This window comes from Bacillus sp. 5B6 (assembly GCF_000259405.1).
GTDB classification, from domain to species: Bacteria; Bacillota; Bacilli; order Bacillales; family Bacillaceae; genus Bacillus; species Bacillus velezensis.
The window spans coordinates 2,645,750-2,665,988 of sequence record NZ_AJST01000001.1 but is presented as its reverse complement, the minus strand read 5'-3'; the positions used below and the strand labels follow the sequence as shown (position 1 = coordinate 2,665,988).

Below are 20,239 nucleotides of genomic sequence, written 5' to 3'. Positions count from 1 at the left end.
CTTTCCAAAAGGAAAGGGATTTTTCTTAATGTCCGTTCAAAATAAAAAGCTGAATAAAAAACAATATGGCGAAGATGATGACTAAAGGATGGATTTCGCGCCATTTTTTCTTAGCTGCTTTAACAAGCGGATATGAAATGAAGCCGAGTGCGATTCCGGTTGAAATACTGGACGTTAAAGGCATCGCCAAAATGACGAGAAAGGCCGGGAACGCTTCATCAAGCTCATTCCAACGGATATTCGATACCGCACCCATCATCAGGCTGCCGACAATAATCAGAGCCGGTGACGTAATCGCGGACACTTCCGATAAGACGCTGACAAGCGGGCTGAAAAACATGGAAACGGCAAACATAACGGCAATCGTCAGCGCCGTCAGACCCGTTCTTCCGCCGGCCGCCACACCTGCTGAAGATTCAACGAACGCGGTCGTCGGGCTGGTGCCGAAGATGCTTCCCACCGTCGTAGCGGTTGAATCAGCCAAAAGCGCTCTTCTGGCATTTGGCAGCTGATTGTTTTTGATCAGTCCCGCTTGTTCGGCGACACCGATCATGGTGCCGGTCGTGTCAAAAATCGTAACGAGAAGAAAAGAAAACACAACGGCGTACAGACCGTGATGCACGACATCCCCGAGGGCTCCGAACGGATTTGTGATCAAAAGCCCCTCCGGCAGGTGCGGGAAGGACATGAATCCTTTCGCGAAATGAATCTGTTCGGTCAAAAAGGCAATGACGGCGGTCAGCGCCATTCCGATGAACAGAGCCCCGTTTACATTCAGCACCATCAGTACAATACTGATGATAAGTCCGATAAGCGTTAAAATGACGGCGGGCGAATGAAGATCGCCGAGTGCGACCAGATTAGATTTATCAGCCGTGATGATTCCGGATTGGCGTAAGCCGATAAAAGCGATAAATAAGCCGATGCCGGTCGTAATTCCGTATTTTAAATTGTCCGGAATCGCTTCTATAAGTTGTTTTCTTAAAGGCGTTAACGATAAAATAATAAAGATGACTCCCGCGATAAAAACGGCGCTGAAAGCCGTCTGATACGTAATGCCGCTGCCTGTGCCGACAACGTGAAAGGCAAGATACGCGTTTAAGCCCATGCCGGGGGCAATGGCGATCGGAAAATTCGCAGCGAGAGCCATCCATAAAGTTCCGACAATGGAAGCGATAATCGTCGCGGTGAACACCTGGTCAAACGGAATTCCCGCATTGGAAAGGATTACCGGATTGACGACAATGATATACACCATTGTGAAAAAGGTGGTCAATCCCGCGGTAATTTCTCTTTTTATTGTCGTTTGATGCTTGTCGAGATGAAACATAAGTACCTCCAATGACGAACATTTTTTCAAAACATCATCTATATTATTCGTTTTATCGACATTTTGCAAGTCTTTATCAAGAAAGGGGATTTGTGATGAACTGGGAAGTTGAAGTCATCAGAAACAAAGAAGATCTGATCCGTGACACGCAGAAGTTTTTGCAGATCAACAGCGTAATGGACGAATCAACAGCCGGTCCCGGCCGGCCGTTTGGAGAAGGCGTCAATGCCAGCCTGATGTCACTGTTGGAATTCGGTGAAAAAGAAGGCTTCACCGTAAAGAATCTTGACGGCTATGCGGGCCATATTGAATGGGGAACAGGTGACGAAATCGTCGGCGTTTTGTGCCACGTCGATGTCGTTCCGCCCGGAGACGGTTGGACGAGCGATCCGTTTTCAGCCGATATCAGGGACGGCCGGATATATGCCAGAGGCGCCATAGATGATAAAGGGCCGACAATGGCGGCGTTTTATGCGCTGAAAATCGTCAAAGACATGCAGCTTCCTTTATCCAAACGCGTGAGAATCATCATCGGAACGGATGAAGAAAGTGATTGGAGATGCGTGGATCACTACTTCAAACACGAAAAAATGCCTGACATCGGCTTTGCTCCTGACGCGGATTTTCCGATCATTAACGCGGAAAAAGGAATTATAGATGCGTCACTGCGCATTGCAAAAAGCGCTTCTGACAAAGACGCAAAAAACGGGCTTCTGTCATTCCGTTCAGGACTTCGCTTGAACATGGTGCCGGATGCGGCTGAAGCGGTTATTGAAGGGGACGGTCTTGATGCCGTGCACGCATATTTCAGCAAATGGCTTGAGAAGTCAAAAACACAAGGTGAAGCAGTTTCAGAAAATGGAAAACTGACGCTTCGGGTATACGGAAAATCATGCCACGCGATGGAACCGGATAATGGTGTCAATGCCGGCTTAAAGCTTGCTGAATGCCTTAACGGAACGGAGCTGGATGGAGCCGGAAAGCACTTTGTCAAAACCGTCAGTGACTATTTTTTAAATGATACACGAGGCAAAAAACTGAAAATCGATTGCAGGGATGACATCAGCGGAGAGCTTACATTGAATGTCGGCACCTTTACATACAGAAAGGGTGAGGAAGGAGAACTCGGCATCAACATCCGTTATCCCGTCACTTCAGACAGCAAAGTCATCCGTGATGCTTTTACGTCTGCTGAAGAATTCCGGCTTGAAGAATTTAAAGACAGCAAACCGCACCACGTTTCTGCCGATCATCCGCTCGTAAAGACGCTTCAAAAGGTTTACGAGGGACAGACGGGAAAGAAAGCGGATCTGATTTCAATCGGCGGAGGAACGTATGCGAGATCCCTTTCGGCGGGCGTCGCGTTCGGGCCGCTGTTCCCCGGCCGGCCTGACAGCGCGCATCAAAAGGATGAGTATATTGAAATTGATGACCTTCTCCGGTCAACGGCTTTATACGCCGAAGCCATTTATGAGCTTGCCAAGTGATAATAAAAAGGGACGCCGAAAGCGGCATCCCTTTTTATCATTCAAATGACCATAAATCCGTTGATAAATAACGTTCTCCCGTATCGGCCGTCATACAGATGACGATCTGTTCGGAAGGGAGGCGTTTTGCGGTTTCAATGGCGGCGAAGCAGGCGGCGCCTGAAGACGGGCCGACGAGTATACCTTCTTCCCGGGCCAGACGACGTGTTGTCGTATACGCATCTTCATCAGATATTTTCATGATTTCATCGTAAACGTCCTGATTCAGTATGCCGGGAATAAATCCGGGGCTTGTCCCGACAAGCTTATGAGCGCCGGGTTTTCCGCCAGACAGGACGGGAGATCCCGCAGGCTCGGCGACATGAACAATCATATCCGGGAAAAGCTCCCTCAGCGTTTCTCCGGTTCCGGTAATGGTTCCGCCCGTTCCCGCCGTTGCCACAAAAGCACCGAGCGGTCTGTTGAGCTGCTGAACGGCCTGATAGATTTCAATGGCGGTCGTTTTTCGGTGGGCATCTGGATTTGCGCCGTTATCGAATTGCATCGGGATAAAACTTCCCGGAATCTGTTCGGCGAGTTCTTTCGCTTTTTTGATGCTGCCGGGCATTCTTTCCGCCCCCGGTGTTAACACAACCTCCGCGCCGTACGCTTTCAGGAGGTTGATGCGTTCCTTCGTCATCGTGTCAGGCATGACGAGGATTGCCTTGTAGCCGCGCGCCGCCGCGTTCATCGCCAGGCCGATGCCTGTGTTGCCGCTTGTCGGTTCGATGATGACAGAACCGGGTTTTAAATGCCCGCTGTTTTCCGCTTCAATGATCATATTGTAAGCCGCTCTGTCTTTGACACTGCCGCTCGGGTTAAACGATTCTAATTTTAAATAGACTTGCGCTGCATGTTCTGGCTGAAGGCGATTGAGCTTTACGATCGGTGTGCCGCCGATCAGTTCCGCCGTGCTGTTTGCGATTTTCAAGGCCGGTTCATTCCTTTCTGTATAAAACGTTCGGTACATAATATCCTATCATAATGAGCGGACAGGGTTCTCCTCTCCGCTTATCCGTTTTATAATAACACCATAACCAAAGAGGGGGAGATCCTCGTATGAAAGCTTCATTGCCGCATTATTTTATCGGCATTCCGATTCCGGCTGACATTGCTGAACCGATTTGGGAAGCAGCCAAAGAGGAACCGGCGTTATCATTCAAAAAATGGGTGCACCCGCATGACTATCATATTACACTCATTTTTCTCGGAGCCGCGGATGAAGAACGGCTTGCGACATTATCGTCGCTGCTCGCAGATGCTGCGTCGGCAGCGCAGCCGTTTACCGTACAATTTCAGCATCTGGATATTTTCGGCGACCGCAGACAGCCGAGAGTGCTTCACCTTGAGCCCGAACGGAATGAACTGCTCTTTGATTTGCGGGAAAAAACAAAACAGGCTGTTTTGAAAGCCGGTTTTCAAGTGGAAAAACGCCCTTATCACCCTCATATGACGATGGCGCGGAAGTGGGCGGGAGACCGGCCGTTTCCTGACGATGTGCCGTTTGAAAGCGGCAGGGTGCAAAGTGCCGTCAGCCGGTTTTCCCTGTTTCAGACCCATCTTGACCGGTCGCCTAAATACGAAGAAATCGCACAGTTTCAATTGACATAAACAAATATTCGGAGTGGAGAAATCACATGGCACAGATCATCAAAATTCACGACTGCATATCCAGATATGAACTTGATCCATATCATTATATGAACCAGTTTATCCGGCTGAAGAAAGAACGCTGGGAGGCGCTTCTTGAAGCGTTTGACCGGATGACGGAAGAAAAAGAAACGGAAACGGCTGCAGGCGGGGAAACCGATCAAGCGCCGGCCAGGAAAAAATTTTCTTTAAAAAAGAGAAAAGAAGAAAATACGGCCGATATAAATGAAAAGAGGCACCAATGGTTTGATGAGCCGGAGGGAGAAGAGGCGCTGTTCGGGAATCTTCCGTCTCGAAAGTCTGAGCTCGCGCCTTTTTTCAAAGATCAGCTGTATGACTTTCAATTAAAATGGGCGAGCTCCACGCTTTCTCAAAAGTCTGAGCTTTCGCAGGCGGTCAAAAGGGACAGGATGTTAAAAATGCTGGCTCAAAAGCTGCCCGATTCCTATTTTGTGATGTATCATCCGGTTCTGCAAATTCAGCAGGCGTCCGTCGAACTGAGTATTATCATCATCTCGCCGCTGGAGATTTTCTGCGCTGCTTTTATGGAAGCGGAAGAGGACAGCGTATATATCGGATCAAAACACCGTTTTTGGGAAGAAAGGGGCTCCGGCAGCACGCGCCAAGTATTGAATCCGTCTCTCAGCCTGCACCGGACAGGCTCGGTCGTTTCGCAAATCGTAAAAGAAAAGCAGGCCGACATTCCCGTGCGGAAGCTTTTGCTCAGCAGAACGTCTTATATTGATTACCCGGAGCCGCCGTACGGGCTGGAAATAGCTGATAAACGGACTGCCGCAGAGTGGCTGGAAAAGCAGCAGAAAAATACGGCGCCGATCAAGCACCACCAGCTCAAGGCGGCGAAGGCTCTCTTGTCTTACGGTTTGAGCGATTCAAGCCGGAGACAGGAATGGCTTGATTAAAACGGACGTTTGGCGGCTGTCTCTTCATCTATGAAGCAGGTGAAAACAAACGATGAGTCAATGGTTTTTTATTATTAATCCGGTCTCAGGAGGCGGGCGGGGCCGGCGTGTCTGGAAATCAGTTCAAAAAGAGCTGACCAGGCGCGGGGTCAGCCACCGCTCTTTTTTGACCGGGCATCCCGGACATGCGGAGGTGCTGGCGAGGCAGATTTCAATGATGCAGGATCATAAGCTTAAGCGGCTGTTCGTCATCGGCGGTGACGGGACGATGCATGAAGTCATTAACGGACTGAAAGGAACGGATCAGATTGAGCTGACCTTTGTGCCTGCCGGTTCGTACAATGACTTTTCCAAGGGGCTCGGTATTAAGAAGTCGGCGCTTCTCCAAGAAATCAAAAGTCTGCACCGCCCGCTCACACGGAAATTTTTTGCGGGAAACATCAACTTTTTTCATGACAAAGCGCAATCACTTTATTTTATTAACCACCTGTCTGTCGGCTTCGATGCCTCAGTTTTGAAGGCCGCCGCGAATTTTCCGTTTTCGCGCGTTCTTCGGTTTTTGCGTCTCGGCTTTGTGATTTACCCGCTCGCGCATTTACATTCGGCCTCGGGGTTTCAGCCGTTCAGATTTGTTTGCACGGCAGACGGCCAGAGGCGTGAATTCCGCAATGTCTGGTTTGTCATTGCGGCTAATCACCCTTATTACGGAGGCGGCATGAAAGCGGCGCCTTCAGCAAATCCCCGTCAAAACCATTTTGATATTGTCATCGCAGAAAACCTGTCCTTTTTCTCGCTGTATCGTTTTTTATGGGCGATGAGCTTCGGCCGGCATATCAAAATGGACGGAGTGACGATGATAAAGGGGAAGGAATTCGTTTTTGAAACAGATGGGAAAATTCCGTTTCACACTGACGGCGAGCTGATCGGAACGACGCCGTTTCGGCTTATGCCGGGCGGTACGCCGTTGAAAATAAAAACATAATAAACAAATGAAACCCGTCAAATGTTTCACGGCAAAGAGCGGTTCCGGCATAAATCTTCAGAATTCACAGGTGTTCTTGCTAGTTTTGCTTGACGAAGTTTGTGCTGTAGCGCTAAAATTTATAGGACGGCTATTGATTAGCATATGAGACTCTCAATAGCTGTCTTTTTTATTCTCATGAAATTGTTTATGACAGGCCGCTCCGCCAATAGAGAAAGGCTGGAGGCCTATTCTAAAATATTTTAAGAAATGATGGGTTGAACATTGATATGAACTGGTTGGGACAATTACTAGGTAGCGATTGGGAGATCTTCCCCGCCGGAGGAGCTACAGGAGATGCATATTATGCGAAACATAACGGCCAACAGCTTTTTTTAAAACGTAATAGCTCGCCCTTTTTAGCCGTGTTATCCGCCGAAGGCATTGTTCCGAAGCTGGTTTGGACGAAACGGATGGAAAACGGAGACGTCATTACGGCTCAGCATTGGATGGCGGGCAGGGAGCTGAAGGCAAAGGATATGAGCGGACGCCCGGTGGCTGAGCTGCTCCGCAAAATCCACACATCAAAAGCTTTGCTCGACATGCTGAAAAGATTGGGAAAAGAACCGCTTGATCCGGGTGCCCTTTTGTCGCAGCTGAAGCAGGCCGTCTTTGCCGTGCGGCAATTTTCGCCGCTTATTCAGGAAGGTCTTGCTTATTTGGAAGCTCATGTGGATCAGGTGCAATTCGGTGAAAAAGTCGTTTGCCATTGTGATGTGAATCATAATAACTGGCTTCTGTCTGAAGACAACCAGCTGTATTTAATAGATTGGGACGGCGCCATGATAGCCGATCCGGCCATGGATCTCGGCCCTTTATTGTATCATTACGTCGAAGAGCCAGCGTGGGACAGCTGGCTTGGGATGTACGGCATGAAGCTCACGGAAGGGCTTCGGCTGCGGATGGCATGGTACATGTTATCGGAGACCATCACCTTCATCGCCTGGCACAAATCAAAAGGAAACGACAAAGCGTATCATGATGCCATGGAAGAGCTTCATGCCCTGATGAAGCGGATTGTCAAGTAGTCAGGAGTACGAATCCATCTGCTCCACCCATTGGGACAAATGGTTTTGGTGCTCCTGAATATGCGTGTCGATGGAATCGGCCGTGATGCCGGACTGGCTGTAGCGGTAGACGTCCTCGAGCACGTTTTTTATATTTGAATCAAGCCCGGTGTTGGCCATCAGTGATTTGATGACGCGCTCCAGCTGTTCATACTCGGCAACCGTGCCGCAGCAATCCAATTGATGGTCGGCCAATATGTCCTTTAATAACCGGACCTGATGTTCGCTTGTTAAGCCCATGATTCATATACACATCCTTTCTGTGTCATACATTGTGCAAAGCGGTGCGGTTTTATGCATCACATGAGTGTTCCGGACCGGGGAGCCTCTTTTTTTATGCAGCCGGCGCCTTTAAAAGGCGCTTGCGGCTCTTTATGTTTCATGGTATGTTGTTACTCGAAATTATAGATAGAGGTGTCAATCATATGAGAATGCGCCATAAACCTTGGGCGAATGATTTTCTGGCAGAAAACGCTGACATCGCCATCAGTGATCCGGCTCAGTATAAAGGGCGGTGGAACACGGTCTTTGGCAATGACAACCCGATCCATATTGAAGTCGGTACGGGAAAAGGGCAGTTCATTTCAGGAATGGCCAAGCAGAATCCGGATATCAACTATATCGGCATTGAGCTGTTTAAAAGCGTCATCGTCACTGCCGTCCAAAAAGTAAAGGACAGCGGGGCTCACAATGTCCGTTTGTTAAATATAGACGCGGAAACACTGAATGACGTATTTGAACGGGGAGAAATCAAGCGCGTATATTTAAACTTTTCTGACCCGTGGCCGAAAAACCGTCACGAAAAGCGCCGTTTAACATTTAAAACGTTCTTGAAAAAATACGAAGAAGTGATGGGCGAAACAGGTGAGATTCATTTTAAAACCGATAACCGCGGTTTATTCGAATACTCTCTGAAAAGCTTTTCCGAATACGGCCTGCTTCTGACGGAAGTCAGCCTTGATCTGCACAACAGCGATCCGAAGGGCAATATTATGACAGAATACGAAGAAAAATTCTCCGCGCTCGGCCAGCCGATTTACCGGGCCGAAGTTGAATGGAGAACAAAAGACAGACTCTGATGCGGGAGTCTGTTTTTTTATGCCGTCATTTGCTACCATTACATCAGGAGGGATCAAGATGGAGATATTGAATATTGGGAATATTTCATTAACATGGCTGGACGGCGGTGTAACGCATATGGACGGAGGAGCGATGTTCGGCGTTGTCCCGAAGCCTTTATGGTCGAGAAAATACCCCGTAAATGACAAAAACCAGATCGAATTAAGAACAGACCCGATTCTGATCAGAAAAAACGGCCTGAATATATTGGTTGACGCGGGTATCGGCCGAGGGAAATTCTCTGATAAACAAAAAAGGAATTACGGCGTAACACAGGAATCCAATCTGAAACAATCTCTTCGTCAACTCGGGCTTTCCTGTGAGGACATTCATATTGCGGCGATGACCCATCTTCATTTTGACCATGCATGCGGCCTGACGGAATACAGCGGAGAGGAGCTTGTCTCTGTTTTCCCGAATGCCCGCATTATCACTTCTGCGACAGAGTGGCGCGAAATGAGAAACCCTAATATCAGATCGAAAAATACATATTGGAGAGAAAATTGGGAGGCGGTACAAGATCAGGTCGAAACCTTTGAGAACGAGTATCAGCTGACAGAAGGCATTACGATGCACCACACCGGCGGCCACAGCGACGGCCACAGCGTCATCGTCTTAGAAGACGGAGGGGAAACGGCTGTGCATTTTGCCGACCTGATGCCGACGAACGCGCATAAAAATCCGTTATGGGTGCTGGCCTATGATGATTACCCGATGACCTCTATTCCGCAAAAGCAGAAATGGCAGACGTTTGCGGCAGAAAAAGACGCCTGGCTGATTTTCTATCACGACGCGATTTACAGAGCGGTAAAATGGGGAGAAGACGGCGAAGTGGCTGCATCTGTCAGACGGGAGAAAAAATAGGCGGATCGATGATTTACCTGTATGAATTTCGGGAATAAAAGCAAACCTAAGACAAATTGCTTTGAAAGGAAGAGACAGGTGAATCAATTTCAAGTGACGAAAGATGGAGAAATCAAAACAACTCTGCGCGGATTAGAAGTGCTTTCTACGCCTTTTTTAAATAAAGGGGTGGCCTTTACACAGGAGGAAAGAAAGGAACTCGGCCTCGAGGGATTTCTGCCGCCGAAAGTATTGACAATCGAAGAGCAGGCGAGGCGGGCCTACGAACAATTCAGTTCGCAGCCTGATGAGCTGAGCAAAAATGTCTACTTGACCGCTCTCCATGACCGGAATGAAACGTTATTTTACAGGCTGTTAAATGATCATTTAGGCGAAATGCTGCCGATCGTATATACGCCGACCGTCGGCACCGCGATCCAGCGTTACAGCCATGAGTACAGAAAACCCCGCGGTCTGTATTTGTCAATAGATGACCCTGAAGGAATGCGCGCCGCATTTCAGCAGTTCGGAAAAAATGAAAACATTGACTTAATCGTTGCCACAGATGCCGAGGGCATTCTGGGAATCGGTGACTGGGGCGTCGGCGGCATCGCCATTTCTGTCGGAAAACTTGCGGTGTATACGGCGGCGGCCGGAATTGATCCGTCACGAGTGCTTGCGGTCGTGTTGGACGCGGGGACAAATCAGGAAAGCCTCTTAAATGACCCACTTTACGTCGGAAACCAGCATTCAAGAGTGCGCGGCGAGAAATATGACCGCTTTATTGATGAGTATGTCTCGCTTGCCCGGGAAACATTCCCGAATGCGCTGCTTCATTGGGAGGATTTCGGTACGGCTAACGCCCGCGGCATATTAAAACGGTATAAAGATAAAGTCTGTACGTTTAATGATGACATTCAAGGAACGGGCGCGGTATCGCTTGCAGCTGTTTTAGCGTGTGCGAAAGCATCAAAAGTGCCTTTAAAAGAGCATAAAGTCGTCGTCTTCGGCGCGGGAACGGCCGGTATCGGAATTGCTGAGCAGCTGCGCGAAGCCATGGTGCATGACGGATTAAGCGAAGATGAATCCTACAGCCATTTTTGGTGTATCGACAGAAACGGATTGTTAACGGATGATATGAAGGACTTGCGTGATTTTCAGGTTCCGTACGCCCGCTCTGCTGATGAAGTGAAAGAGTACGGCCGTAGCGGTGAAGGCGGATCAATTGATCTGGCGGAGACGGTGCGTCAGGCCAAGCCGACGATTCTGATCGGCACATCCACCGTATCAGGCGCATTTACGGAAGAAATCGTCAAAGAAATGGCCTCGCATGTCAAACGGCCCGCTATTTTGCCGATGTCAAACCCGACCACATTATCAGAAGCAAAACCTGAAGATTTAATTAAATGGACGGAAGGCCGCGCGCTTGTCACGACGGGAAGTCCATTCCCGCCTGTCGCGTATAACGGCGTTACCTACCATATCGGACAGGCGAATAACGCGCTCGTATTCCCGGGACTCGGACTCGGCACGATTGTGACAAAAGCAAGGCTCATTACGGACAATATGTTCGTTGCCTGCGCGAATGCCATCGCCGGTATGGTGGACGTCGGCAAGCCGGGGGCGCCGATGCTTCCGAAAGTGGAGGATCTCAGGACGGTATCGGCAACTGTGGCGGTAGCCGTAGCGAAAGCGGCCATTCAGGACGGTGTAGCGGAAACGGAACCTGAGGATCTGATTCAAACGGTGCAGGATGCGATGTGGCACCCCGTATATAAACGAATTCGGCCGATGTAACCGAATAAAGCCCAAAACGCTGATGGTTTTGGGCTTTATTTTTTGCTTGTCCGAATTATGAGGCGACAGAATCAATGACATCGACAATCTGGCCTGTTTTTGCATTGACCATAACTTCATATTGCTCCAGTTCGCCGAATGCCGAACGTGTCACGCCGGTTTTGTATACCTGGATGGTTTCTCCGTTTACCTGGTAGGGCTCGGGCTCTGTGTAAATCCATGATCCGTCTATCGGCCCGCGCTGTTTAAAAGCCGCTTTCACGATACGGAGCGCTTTTTCTGAAGAGATATAAGGTTTCATCGCATACTTTTTCACTGCGATGGCAGCGCATAATCCGACTCCTGCACCTAAGAGAAAATGACGTAATTTCAATATGAAGCACCTCCAATTATGTCGTAGTTTTTATTATACAGAAGATGCCAGACGGTGTTAAGTAAAGCGGCGGTTTTCCAGCCCATTCAATCTGAGCGCTTGGAAAACGGTTGTTTTTCTAATAAAATAAAAGCATTACATAGAAATGAGGGGAAAATATGAATGAGGAAACGAAAACGCTTTTCCGGACGCTGACGCAGCTTCCCGGCGCACCGGGAAATGAACATCAGGTCCGCTCCTTTATGAAACGGGAGCTTGCGAAATATGCGGATGACATCGTGCAGGACAGACTCGGAAGTGTTTTCGGAGTAAGGCGCGGCGCTGAAGATGCGCCGACCGTTATGGTAGCCGGCCATATGGACGAAGTCGGGTTTATGGTAACGCAGATTACGGATAACGGCATGCTGAGATTTCAGACGCTCGGCGGCTGGTGGAGTCAGGTGCTGCTTGCCCAACGCGTCGAGGTGCAGACGGATAACGGACCGATTATCGGCGTCATCTCAAGCATCCCGCCCCACATTTTAACAGATGCCCAGCGCGCAAAGCCGATGGAGATCAAAAATATGATGATTGATATCGGTGCCGATGACAGAGAGGACGCGGTCAGAATGGGAATCAGACCGGGACAGCAGGTCGTGCCGGTCTGCCCGTTCACCCCGATGGCCAACGAGAAGAAAATATTGTCCAAAGCGTGGGATAACCGCTACGGCTGCGGGTTAAGCATTGAATTATTAAAAGAGCTGCAAGGAAAAGACCTGCCGAACAATCTGTACGCCGGGGCCACCGTTCAGGAGGAAGTCGGCCTGAGAGGGGCGCAGACAGCGGCCAATATGATTCAGCCTGATCTCTTCTTCGCGCTTGATGCCAGCCCGGCAAATGATATGACCGGCGATAAGGAGCTGTTCGGCCGTCTCGGCGAGGGGGTGCTGCTCCGCATTCTCGACAGAACGACAGTCATGCACCGCGGGATGAGAGAGTTCGTCCTTGATATGGCGGAAACGCACAATATCCCTTATCAATATTTCGCTTCAGGCGGGGGAACGGATGCCGGGCGGGTCCACATATCAAACAGCGGGGTTCCGTCTGCCGTCATCGGCATTTGTTCAAGATACATTCATACAAATGCCGCTATCATCCATGTCGATGATTATGCCGCGGCGAAAGAAATGCTCATTAAGCTGGTCATGGCGAGTGACAAACAGACGGTCGAAACGATCAGAGAAAATGTGTAAAAAAATAAGCAGGACCGCATAAAGGCGGCCTGCTTATTCTGTTTCAAATAAATAAGAGAGTGCTTTCATCGCTTGATTGACGGTTTCGACCGTGATATTCGCTTTTCCGGAAAGCTCTTTCAGCGGATGATGAAGTTCTTTCGGACGGATGAGAATGAGCGGCTTTCCTTTTGCGATGGCATAAGAAGCATCCATCGCGGTATTCCACTGTTTATATTTCTCGCCAAACAGGGCGATCACAAAATCGGCTTTTTCCATCAGCACCTCTGTACGGAAATTGTTGATATCAGAAGCTCTGGCGTCTTTTAAAACAGAATCGGGCTGCACGCCCATAATCTCTTCTCCGATATTGTCTGAGCGTTCATGGTTTTCCATCGGGCCGACAAACGTAATCGGCAGGTCCAGCGCCGTTGCTTTTTGCTTGATCTCGTCCCGCCAATCACTGTGGATTTCACCCGCTAAATACACGACAAACTGCATCTTTTGCCCCTCCTTATGTACAAATTCAGATTTTCGTACGGCTACAAGCAAAATGGTAAACGAAACTTGCTTGATAATGCAAATGAAATATGATAATGATATTGCATATAGTTGGTCTTGCCGTACACAGTCTGGTATGATCCAATTGGACAAACATCAGCATATAAAAAACTCATAATCCAGATGGAGGAATGACAATGAAAAAGATTGAAAGCACGGAAGAATTGCAAAAAGCGGTACAAGACGATTGGGCGGTATTTATGTTTTCATCGGATTGGTGCCCGGACTGCCGCTTTGTGGAGCCGTTTCTCCCTGAGCTGGAAGCGGACTTTCCTGAATTCACTTATTACTACGTAGACCGCGATCAATTTATTGATACATGCGCGGAATGGGAAATTTACGGCATTCCGAGCTTTGTTGTGTTTAACGGAGGAAAAGAAGTGAACCGCTTCGTCAGCAAAGACCGTAAAACAAAAGAAGAAATTGAGCAATTTTTAACCGATTCCCTTGCTAAAGCATAAAGGAGGCCACGGGCTTTGAAAATGACGTCAAGGAAGCTGGCGGATTTATTAAAACAGCGCCTGCAGCACGAGAACCGATCCTTCTTTTTTGACAGAGAAAAAGACACCCTCCGTGTTGAGGATCAAACGACCAAAAAAGGCATCACATTGGAGCTCCCGCCGATCATTGCGAAGTGGGAGACGAAAAAAGAAGAAGCGATCGACGAAATCGTCTACTATGTGTCAGAAGCAATGGAGGCGATGGAAGGCAGCGGACAGGAGATGTCCGGAAAGGAAGCCGGAATCTATCCGGTCATCCGCTCCACATCATTTCCCGATCAAACGAGCGACGGCATTCCGCTCGTGTATGATGACCATACGGCCGAAACAAGAATCTACTACGCGCTTGACCTCGGTAAGACGTACCGCTTAATTGACAGCCGGATGCTCGAGAAAGAAAACTGGACAAAAGAACGCATCAGGGAGACGGCGTCATTCAATCTCCGCTCTCTTCCTTCGGTCGTGAAACAGGATACGGTTGCGGACAATTATTTTTATTTTTTCAGGGCGAATGACGGCTATGACGCCAGCCGGATTCTCAATGATTCGATTCTTCATGAATACAAGCAGGCCGCTGAAGGCGAATTGGCGATTTCCGTCCCGCATCAGGATGTATTAATACTTGCTGACATTCGAAATGAATCGGGTTATGATATTTTAGGGCAAATGTCCATGAGCTTCTTTGCAAGCGGCACGGTGCCGATTACGGCCCTTTCATTTCTGTATAATGAAGGCAGACTGGAACCTGTGTTTATCATGGCGAAAAGCCGGCCGAAAAAGGATTAGAAAGGATTTTTCTTATGAACGCTTTTTACAATAAAGAAGGTGTGGGAGATACGCTTCTGATCTCTCTTAAAAATGCGGCACGCGAAGAAATCGGCTATGAAAGAGAAGGCGATGTCGTCAGAATCTTTAACAAAGAAACAAAAGAAACGACGGGCTTTAACATTTTTAACGTGTCTTCTTACTTACAGATTGAGGACAACGGCCCCGTCGCTTTGTCTGAGACATTCGTTCAGGATGTGAATGAAATACTGAACAGAAACGGCGTCTCAGAAACGCTGACGGTTGACCTTTCTCCGAAATTTGTTGTCGGTCACGTTGAATCGAAAGAAAAACATCCGAATGCGGATAAACTGAATATCTGCCAAGTGAATGTGGGAGAGGAAACCCTTCAAATCGTTTGCGGCGCGCCGAACGTGGACAAAGGGCAAAAAGTCGTCGTCGCAAAAGTCGGCGCGGTAATGCCGAGCGGACTTGTGATTAAAGACGCTGAATTAAGAGGCGTTCCGTCAAGCGGCATGATCTGCTCCGCGAAAGAACTCGCTTTGCCGGATGCGCCGGCGGAAAAAGGGATTCTTGTTCTTGAAGACAGCCGCGAGGCCGGCGAAGCATTTCAATTCTAACTCCCATAAATAAGCGCACAGAATCGAATGATGTGAGAGAAAGCCGTTAAGCAGGCCTGCTTAACGGCTTTCTTCAGTTGGGAGCTTAATCTTTTCTGAGCCGCCCGGCAATGGTATACTAATATCGTCCCAGACTACTAAAAAGGGAGTTAGAGAGTGATTAAACATGAGTTGGCTGAATAAATTTTTTGACTTATTTTTAGGTGAAAAAGAAGAAGAGCATGAACGTGAACCGAACACGCATGCCCAAATCCCGAAACAGCAGATACCGGATCAGCCAGAAGGCAAATTCACGCGCATGGAAGATCCTAAAATATATTACGAATATCCGAAAGGGAATTTCCGCTTCCCCGTCGTTCCGGACGGCTATAAGCGAACGGAGCAAAACCAAAGACAGCGGGAAAGGCACGAACGCCGCCAGCCGTCCCGGGATTATGCCGCCGGGAAGGAGCAAACCGAGCGGAAACAGCATACACATAAAGAGCCTGATACGGTGAAAAAGCCCTTTAAACCGTCATCCATTCCTTCACCGGTTTACGGCTTTCAATCTCAGCACAGCATAAAAAAAGCGCCTATATCCGAAAAGGGGCGTGAAGAGAACGTAACACTGCTGTCAGAGGAGCAATTTGTTCCGACAAAAGCCGGTCAGGAAACCGAAAAAGAGCCCGTCATCACAACATCCGGCATAACAAAACAGACGAATGACCGGCCAGACCCGTTTGTGAAACAAGAAACGGAAGAAATCCAGGCCGTTAAAAAAGAGAAGCTTCACACCGAGGCTGAGAATGCAAAAGAGCAAGTGTTTGAAGCACCAGAACCGCAGCAGGCTGAAGAGCGGGAGCACACGGAAAGCGCGGAGTCTGCCGGCTTTACAGAAGAACAAGAGCATGAACAAACCCGCCCGCAGCCTATAATAGAGCCTGAGTATGAAGCATCCCGAACGGCTGAAAACACAGAGGAACAAGCGGCGCCGCAGGAGGAATATCAGGAGCCTGAGCCGGAAAAAGCACCGCCTTTTGAAACCGCAGAAGAACCGGTGTATACATACACAGAACCCGGATACGATGAGGAAGTTCAGCCGCAGTCTGGAGACAAGCCCGAATCAGCTGAAACCGACGCGAAACAGGAAGCAGACTCTCAGCCTGAGTACAATGAAGTCACGCGGCATTCAGACCCCGAGCCTGAACCTGCAAGCATCGAGACGGCCAATGCCCCTTCCCGGCCTGCCGAAGAAAAAACGGAGCATCCCGGGCAGCCTCAGACTGTGAGAAAAGCGGAGCGGCCGAAAGAGCGCAATGTTCCGTTTAACGTCATGATGCTTAAAAGCGATAAACACAAGCAGACGAAGACGCCAGAGGGCGGAGCGAGCTATGTCTTTCCGAATTTGTCGCTTCTGGACGTACCGCCGGCGCAAAGACATGACGACCAATCGTGGATTGAAGAACAGCGCGAGCTTTTAAACGTTACACTGAAAAACTTTAATGTGCGCGCCCAAGTCGTTCATGTCACACAAGGCCCGTCCGTCACACGTTTTGAAGTGCATCCTGAGCCCGGAGTGAAAGTGAACAAAATTACAAACTTAGCAGATGATATTAAACTGAGCCTGTCTGCCAAGGATATTCGGATTGAGGCGCCGATCCCCGGTAAAAACACGATCGGCATTGAAGTTCCGAACCGTGTAAGCAAAGTCGTCGATTTAAGGCAGATGATCAGAAGCGCCGCTTTCAGGACGAATCCGTCTCCGCTTACAGCCGCGCTCGGTGTCGATATTTCCGGAAACCCGGTCGTCATTGATTTGAAAAAGATGCCGCACGGGTTGATAGCGGGTGCGACAGGATCGGGAAAAAGCGTCTGCATCAATACCATTTTGGTCAGTCTGCTTTATAAGGCGGATCCGAGTGATGTCAAAATGCTTCTGATTGATCCGAAAATGGTCGAGCTTGCGCCTTATAACCAAATTCCGCATTTGGTCAGCCCCGTCATCACGGACGCCAAAGCCGCGACCGCTGCGTTAAAATGGGTTGTGGAAGAGATGGAACGGCGATATGAACTGTTTGCCCATTCGGGTGTGAGAGATATCGGCCGCTTTAATGAATTAACCGCCGATCATAAGACAGGCGAAAAGCTCCCGTACCTCGTAGTGGTTATTGATGAGCTTGCCGATTTAATGATGGTCGCGCCGAACGATGTGGAAGAAAGCATTGCCAGAATCGCGCAGAAAGCGAGAGCCTGCGGCATTCATCTGCTTGTCGCGACACAGCGTCCGTCTGTCGATGTCATTACCGGAATGATCAAGGCAAACATACCGACGAGGATTGCATTCTCCGTCTCAAGCCAGGTAGATTCCAGAACGATCATCGACATGGCGGGAGCAGAAAAGCTGCTCGGAAAAGGCGACATGCTGTACTGGGAAAACGGTACCGGAAAACCGGTGCGCCTGCAAGGCAACTTTGTATCCGACAGAGAGATTGACCGCGTCGTCTCTCATGTCAGAAAGCAGCTGCCGCCTTCTTATTTGTTTGAACAGGAAGAACTGATCAGGCAAGGAACCGCCCTCAAGGAAGAAGACGAACTGTTTCCTGAGGCGTGCCAATTCGTCGTGGAGCAAAACAGTGCCAGCACCTCAAGCCTTCAAAGAAGGTTCAGAATCGGTTATAACCGCGCCGCGAGGCTGATTGACATGATGGAAGCCGAAGGCATGATCTCAGAAGCGAAGGGCAGCAAACCCCGTGAAGTGCTGATTACGGCCGCTGACATTGCTCAAGAATAAGAATATCGTTCATTTTTCTCACAAACATGGTATGATAGTGGATGGACCATCAAAACTGCATCACTGTCACGCGCTGAAATATCATGCGGCAGGTTTAATCAAAAAGAAAGTTACAGATACTGACGATAACGTAAAAATAAATGGAAGCGCCGCTGTGCGGGCTTTTTGCCCGCGGCGGTCGCAAAATGAAATGAGCGTCATATACTGGGGAACAGATAGACGTTTGTTGGAGGTACGATTATGACTGTTTATCATTTTGTTGGAATAAAAGGGACAGGTATGAGCCCGCTTGCTCAAATCCTGCATGATACAGGGTATCAGGTGCAGGGCTCGGATATCGAGAAGCAGATTTTCACTCAGGCTGCCCTTGAAAAAAGAAATATCCCGATCTATCCGTTCAGCGCCGATAACATCAAACCCGGCTTAACGGTAATCGCCGGAAACGCATTCCCTGATTCTCATCCGGAAATCGCAAAGGCGCTCGCTGAAGGGATTCCTGTCATCAGATATCATAAATTTTTAGCTGAATATATGAAAAAATACACAAGTGTCGCGGTAACGGGTGCACACGGCAAGACGTCCACAACGGGCCTCTTGGCACACGTGATGCAGCAGGCGAAGCCGACTTCGTTTCTTATCGGGGACGGAACGGGCAGAGGAAATGAAAGCAGCGAATACTTTGTATTTGAAGCTTGCGAGTACCGCCGTCATTTCTTAAGCTATCAGCCTGATTATGCGATTATGACGAATATTGATTTTGACCACCCTGATTATTTCGCCAACATTGACGATGTGTTTGATGCTTTCCAAAACATGGCGCTTCAAGTCAACAAAGGCATCATTGCCTGCGGTGATGATGAGTACCTGCCGAAAATTCACGCCAATGTGCCTGTCGTTTATTACGGCACGGGAGAAGAAAACGATTTTCAAGCGAGAAACATCTTAAAAAATACGGAAGGCACGACATTTGACGTCTTTGTCCGCAATACGTTTTACGATACGTTCTACATCCCGGCATACGGGCATCACAATGTCCTCAATTCCTTAGCGGTCATTGCGCTCTGCCACTATGAAGAGATAGACGTGAACATGATTAAGCTCGGACTTGAATCATTCGGCGGCGTCAAACGCAGATTCAATGAAAAAGTAATCGGCAGCCAGGTGCTGATCGACGACTACGCCCACCATCCGACTGAAATCAAAGTCACGATTGAGGCGGCGCGCCAAAAATATCCCGAACGTGAAATCATTGCGGTATTTCAGCCGCATACGTTTACACGGACGCAATCATTCCTGGATGAATTCGCAGAAAGCTTAAGCGCGGCCGACCGCGTGTATCTGTGTGACATTTTCGGCTCTGCCCGTGAGAACGTCGGCAAGCTCACGATTACGGATCTTCAGGAAAAAATCGATAACGCAGAACTCATTGAAGAAAATGACACATCCGTGTTAAAAGCGCATGAAGGCGCAGTGCTGATCTTCATGGGCGCCGGAGACATTCAAAAATATATGAGAGCCTATGAAAACGTCATAGCGTAACGAAAAAGCAGTGGGGCTCTCACTGCTTTTTTGTGCGTGCTGCAAAGGGATTCACCGAGAAACGGAGAAATAGTATACATACAGATCTTTCATATATGTTTATCATTTTAAGAATTGGGTATATACCACTATATCCTGCATTAAGGAGGTATTAGATGATCATCATTCTTTACTTAAGCGTCGCACTCATTGCCGTTGCATTTCTCATCCTCGTCATCTATCTGTCCAAAACATTAAAGTCCGTGCAGATGACCTTAACAAACGTAGCCTCGACTTTAGACGGGCTTGAAGGGCAGATGAAAGGCATTACCGCAGAGACAACCGAGCTGTTACATAAGACAAACCGTCTCGCGGAAGACATTCAGGAAAAATCAGAGAAATTAAATACGGTTGTCCATGCTGTCCAGGAAGTGGGAACTTCCGTCCAGCAGTTTAATACATCCATAAAGCAGGCAGCAGGTTCCGTTACGGCCTCTGTAAGAGAGAATCAGGATAAGATCAGTCAGGTTGTCACCTGGAGCCAGGCCGCTATGGAAATATGGGACAAGTGGAAGCAAAAGAAAAAAACATCGCTTTAATCATAAGAAAAATCCACTAAGGAGGAAT

General features: G+C 48.7%; 20 protein-coding genes. 15 read left to right on the top strand and 5 right to left on the bottom strand.

Features of this window, described 5'->3' with window-relative positions; translation table 11 throughout:
• Positions 1 to 25: 25 nt before the first annotated feature.
• Complete coding sequence (locus MY7_RS12485) at positions 26 to 1,330, bottom strand: NCS2 family permease (RefSeq protein ID WP_029326244.1); 1,305 nt, start codon at positions 1,328 to 1,330, stop codon at positions 26 to 28.
• Between the two features lie 95 nt (positions 1,331 to 1,425).
• Between MY7_RS12485 and pepV the strand changes: the two genes are divergently transcribed.
• On the top strand, positions 1,426 to 2,817 hold the full coding sequence (gene pepV / locus MY7_RS12480) for a dipeptidase PepV (protein WP_007613182.1): 1,392 nt from the start codon (positions 1,426 to 1,428) through the stop codon (positions 2,815 to 2,817).
• 37 nt (positions 2,818 to 2,854) lie between these two features.
• On the opposite strand, the gene cysK is transcribed toward pepV, so the two are convergent.
• The gene (cysK, locus tag MY7_RS12475; protein WP_007613180.1) at positions 2,855 to 3,826 is read right to left on the bottom strand and encodes a cysteine synthase A; all 972 of its coding nucleotides are present in this window, start codon (positions 3,824 to 3,826) and stop codon (positions 2,855 to 2,857) included.
• A gap of 89 nt (positions 3,827 to 3,915) precedes the next feature.
• Here cysK and thpR point away from each other — a divergent pair, with 89 nt between their 5' ends.
• From thpR to MY7_RS12455, 4 genes are all read left to right on the top strand, one after another.
• Positions 3,916 to 4,467 carry an RNA 2',3'-cyclic phosphodiesterase gene (thpR, locus tag MY7_RS12470; protein WP_007613178.1) on the top strand — a complete coding sequence of 184 codons (552 nt, stop codon included), beginning with the start codon at positions 3,916 to 3,918 and terminating at the stop codon, positions 4,465 to 4,467.
• A gap of 26 nt (positions 4,468 to 4,493) precedes the next feature.
• Positions 4,494 to 5,426 (top strand): hypothetical protein, encoded by a 933-nt coding sequence (locus MY7_RS12465; RefSeq protein ID WP_007613176.1) that lies wholly within the window; start codon positions 4,494 to 4,496, stop codon positions 5,424 to 5,426.
• Positions 5,427 to 5,478: 52 nt separating this feature from the next.
• Complete coding sequence (locus tag MY7_RS12460) at positions 5,479 to 6,408, top strand: YegS/Rv2252/BmrU family lipid kinase (protein WP_007613175.1); 930 nt, start codon at positions 5,479 to 5,481, stop codon at positions 6,406 to 6,408.
• Positions 6,409 to 6,677: 269 nt separating this feature from the next.
• Entirely contained in the window at positions 6,678 to 7,475 is a 798-nt protein-coding gene (locus MY7_RS12455) for a phosphotransferase family protein (protein ID WP_003152355.1), read from the top strand.
• Here MY7_RS12455 and MY7_RS12450 read toward each other — a convergent pair whose 3' ends face one another.
• A complete protein-coding gene (locus MY7_RS12450) occupies positions 7,476 to 7,754 on the bottom strand; it encodes a YtzH-like family protein (protein WP_003152357.1) in 279 nt (92 codons plus the stop codon).
• Between the two features lie 185 nt (positions 7,755 to 7,939).
• Here MY7_RS12450 and trmB point away from each other — a divergent pair, with 185 nt between their 5' ends.
• The 3 genes from trmB (at position 7,940) to MY7_RS12435 (ending at position 11,273) form a co-directional block, all read left to right on the top strand.
• The gene (gene trmB / locus MY7_RS12445; protein ID WP_003152359.1) at positions 7,940 to 8,593 is read left to right on the top strand and encodes a tRNA (guanosine(46)-N7)-methyltransferase TrmB; all 654 of its coding nucleotides are present in this window, start codon (positions 7,940 to 7,942) and stop codon (positions 8,591 to 8,593) included.
• Positions 8,594 to 8,651: 58 nt separating this feature from the next.
• Positions 8,652 to 9,497, top strand: a complete 846-nt coding sequence (locus tag MY7_RS12440) for a YtnP family quorum-quenching lactonase (RefSeq protein ID WP_029326242.1) — start codon at positions 8,652 to 8,654, stop codon at positions 9,495 to 9,497.
• A gap of 78 nt (positions 9,498 to 9,575) precedes the next feature.
• Positions 9,576 to 11,273 carry an NAD-dependent malic enzyme gene (locus MY7_RS12435; RefSeq protein ID WP_007613173.1) on the top strand — a complete coding sequence of 566 codons (1,698 nt, stop codon included), beginning with the start codon at positions 9,576 to 9,578 and terminating at the stop codon, positions 11,271 to 11,273.
• Positions 11,274 to 11,328: 55 nt separating this feature from the next.
• Here the strand turns inward: MY7_RS12435 and MY7_RS12430 are convergent, their stop codons facing one another.
• Positions 11,329 to 11,646, bottom strand: a complete 318-nt coding sequence (locus MY7_RS12430; RefSeq protein ID WP_003152366.1) for a PepSY domain-containing protein — start codon at positions 11,644 to 11,646, stop codon at positions 11,329 to 11,331.
• Between the two features lie 158 nt (positions 11,647 to 11,804).
• Here MY7_RS12430 and MY7_RS12425 point away from each other — a divergent pair, with 158 nt between their 5' ends.
• On the top strand, positions 11,805 to 12,878 hold the full coding sequence (locus MY7_RS12425) for a M42 family metallopeptidase (RefSeq protein WP_007613172.1): 1,074 nt from the start codon (positions 11,805 to 11,807) through the stop codon (positions 12,876 to 12,878).
• A 33-nt stretch (positions 12,879 to 12,911) separates the two neighbouring features.
• Here the strand turns inward: MY7_RS12425 and MY7_RS12420 are convergent, their stop codons facing one another.
• Positions 12,912 to 13,358 carry a YtoQ family protein gene (locus MY7_RS12420; RefSeq protein WP_014418659.1) on the bottom strand — a complete coding sequence of 149 codons (447 nt, stop codon included), beginning with the start codon at positions 13,356 to 13,358 and terminating at the stop codon, positions 12,912 to 12,914.
• Positions 13,359 to 13,555: 197 nt separating this feature from the next.
• Here MY7_RS12420 and MY7_RS12415 point away from each other — a divergent pair, with 197 nt between their 5' ends.
• From MY7_RS12415 to MY7_RS12390, 6 genes are all read left to right on the top strand, one after another.
• Complete coding sequence (locus MY7_RS12415) at positions 13,556 to 13,879, top strand: thioredoxin family protein (RefSeq protein WP_029326241.1); 324 nt, start codon at positions 13,556 to 13,558, stop codon at positions 13,877 to 13,879.
• Positions 13,880 to 13,894: 15 nt separating this feature from the next.
• A complete protein-coding gene (locus tag MY7_RS12410) occupies positions 13,895 to 14,704 on the top strand; it encodes a DUF1444 domain-containing protein (protein WP_012118213.1) in 810 nt (269 codons plus the stop codon).
• A gap of 14 nt (positions 14,705 to 14,718) precedes the next feature.
• Positions 14,719 to 15,324 carry a YtpR family tRNA-binding protein gene (gene ytpR, locus MY7_RS12405; RefSeq protein ID WP_007613161.1) on the top strand — a complete coding sequence of 202 codons (606 nt, stop codon included), beginning with the start codon at positions 14,719 to 14,721 and terminating at the stop codon, positions 15,322 to 15,324.
• A gap of 166 nt (positions 15,325 to 15,490) precedes the next feature.
• On the top strand, positions 15,491 to 18,094 hold the full coding sequence (locus MY7_RS12400; protein ID WP_007613160.1) for a DNA translocase FtsK: 2,604 nt from the start codon (positions 15,491 to 15,493) through the stop codon (positions 18,092 to 18,094).
• A 240-nt stretch (positions 18,095 to 18,334) separates the two neighbouring features.
• On the top strand, positions 18,335 to 19,633 hold the full coding sequence (gene murC, locus MY7_RS12395) for a UDP-N-acetylmuramate--L-alanine ligase (RefSeq protein ID WP_007613158.1): 1,299 nt from the start codon (positions 18,335 to 18,337) through the stop codon (positions 19,631 to 19,633).
• A 155-nt stretch (positions 19,634 to 19,788) separates the two neighbouring features.
• Positions 19,789 to 20,211 carry a DUF948 domain-containing protein gene (locus tag MY7_RS12390; RefSeq protein WP_007408777.1) on the top strand — a complete coding sequence of 141 codons (423 nt, stop codon included), beginning with the start codon at positions 19,789 to 19,791 and terminating at the stop codon, positions 20,209 to 20,211.
• Positions 20,212 to 20,239 lie beyond the last annotated feature (28 nt).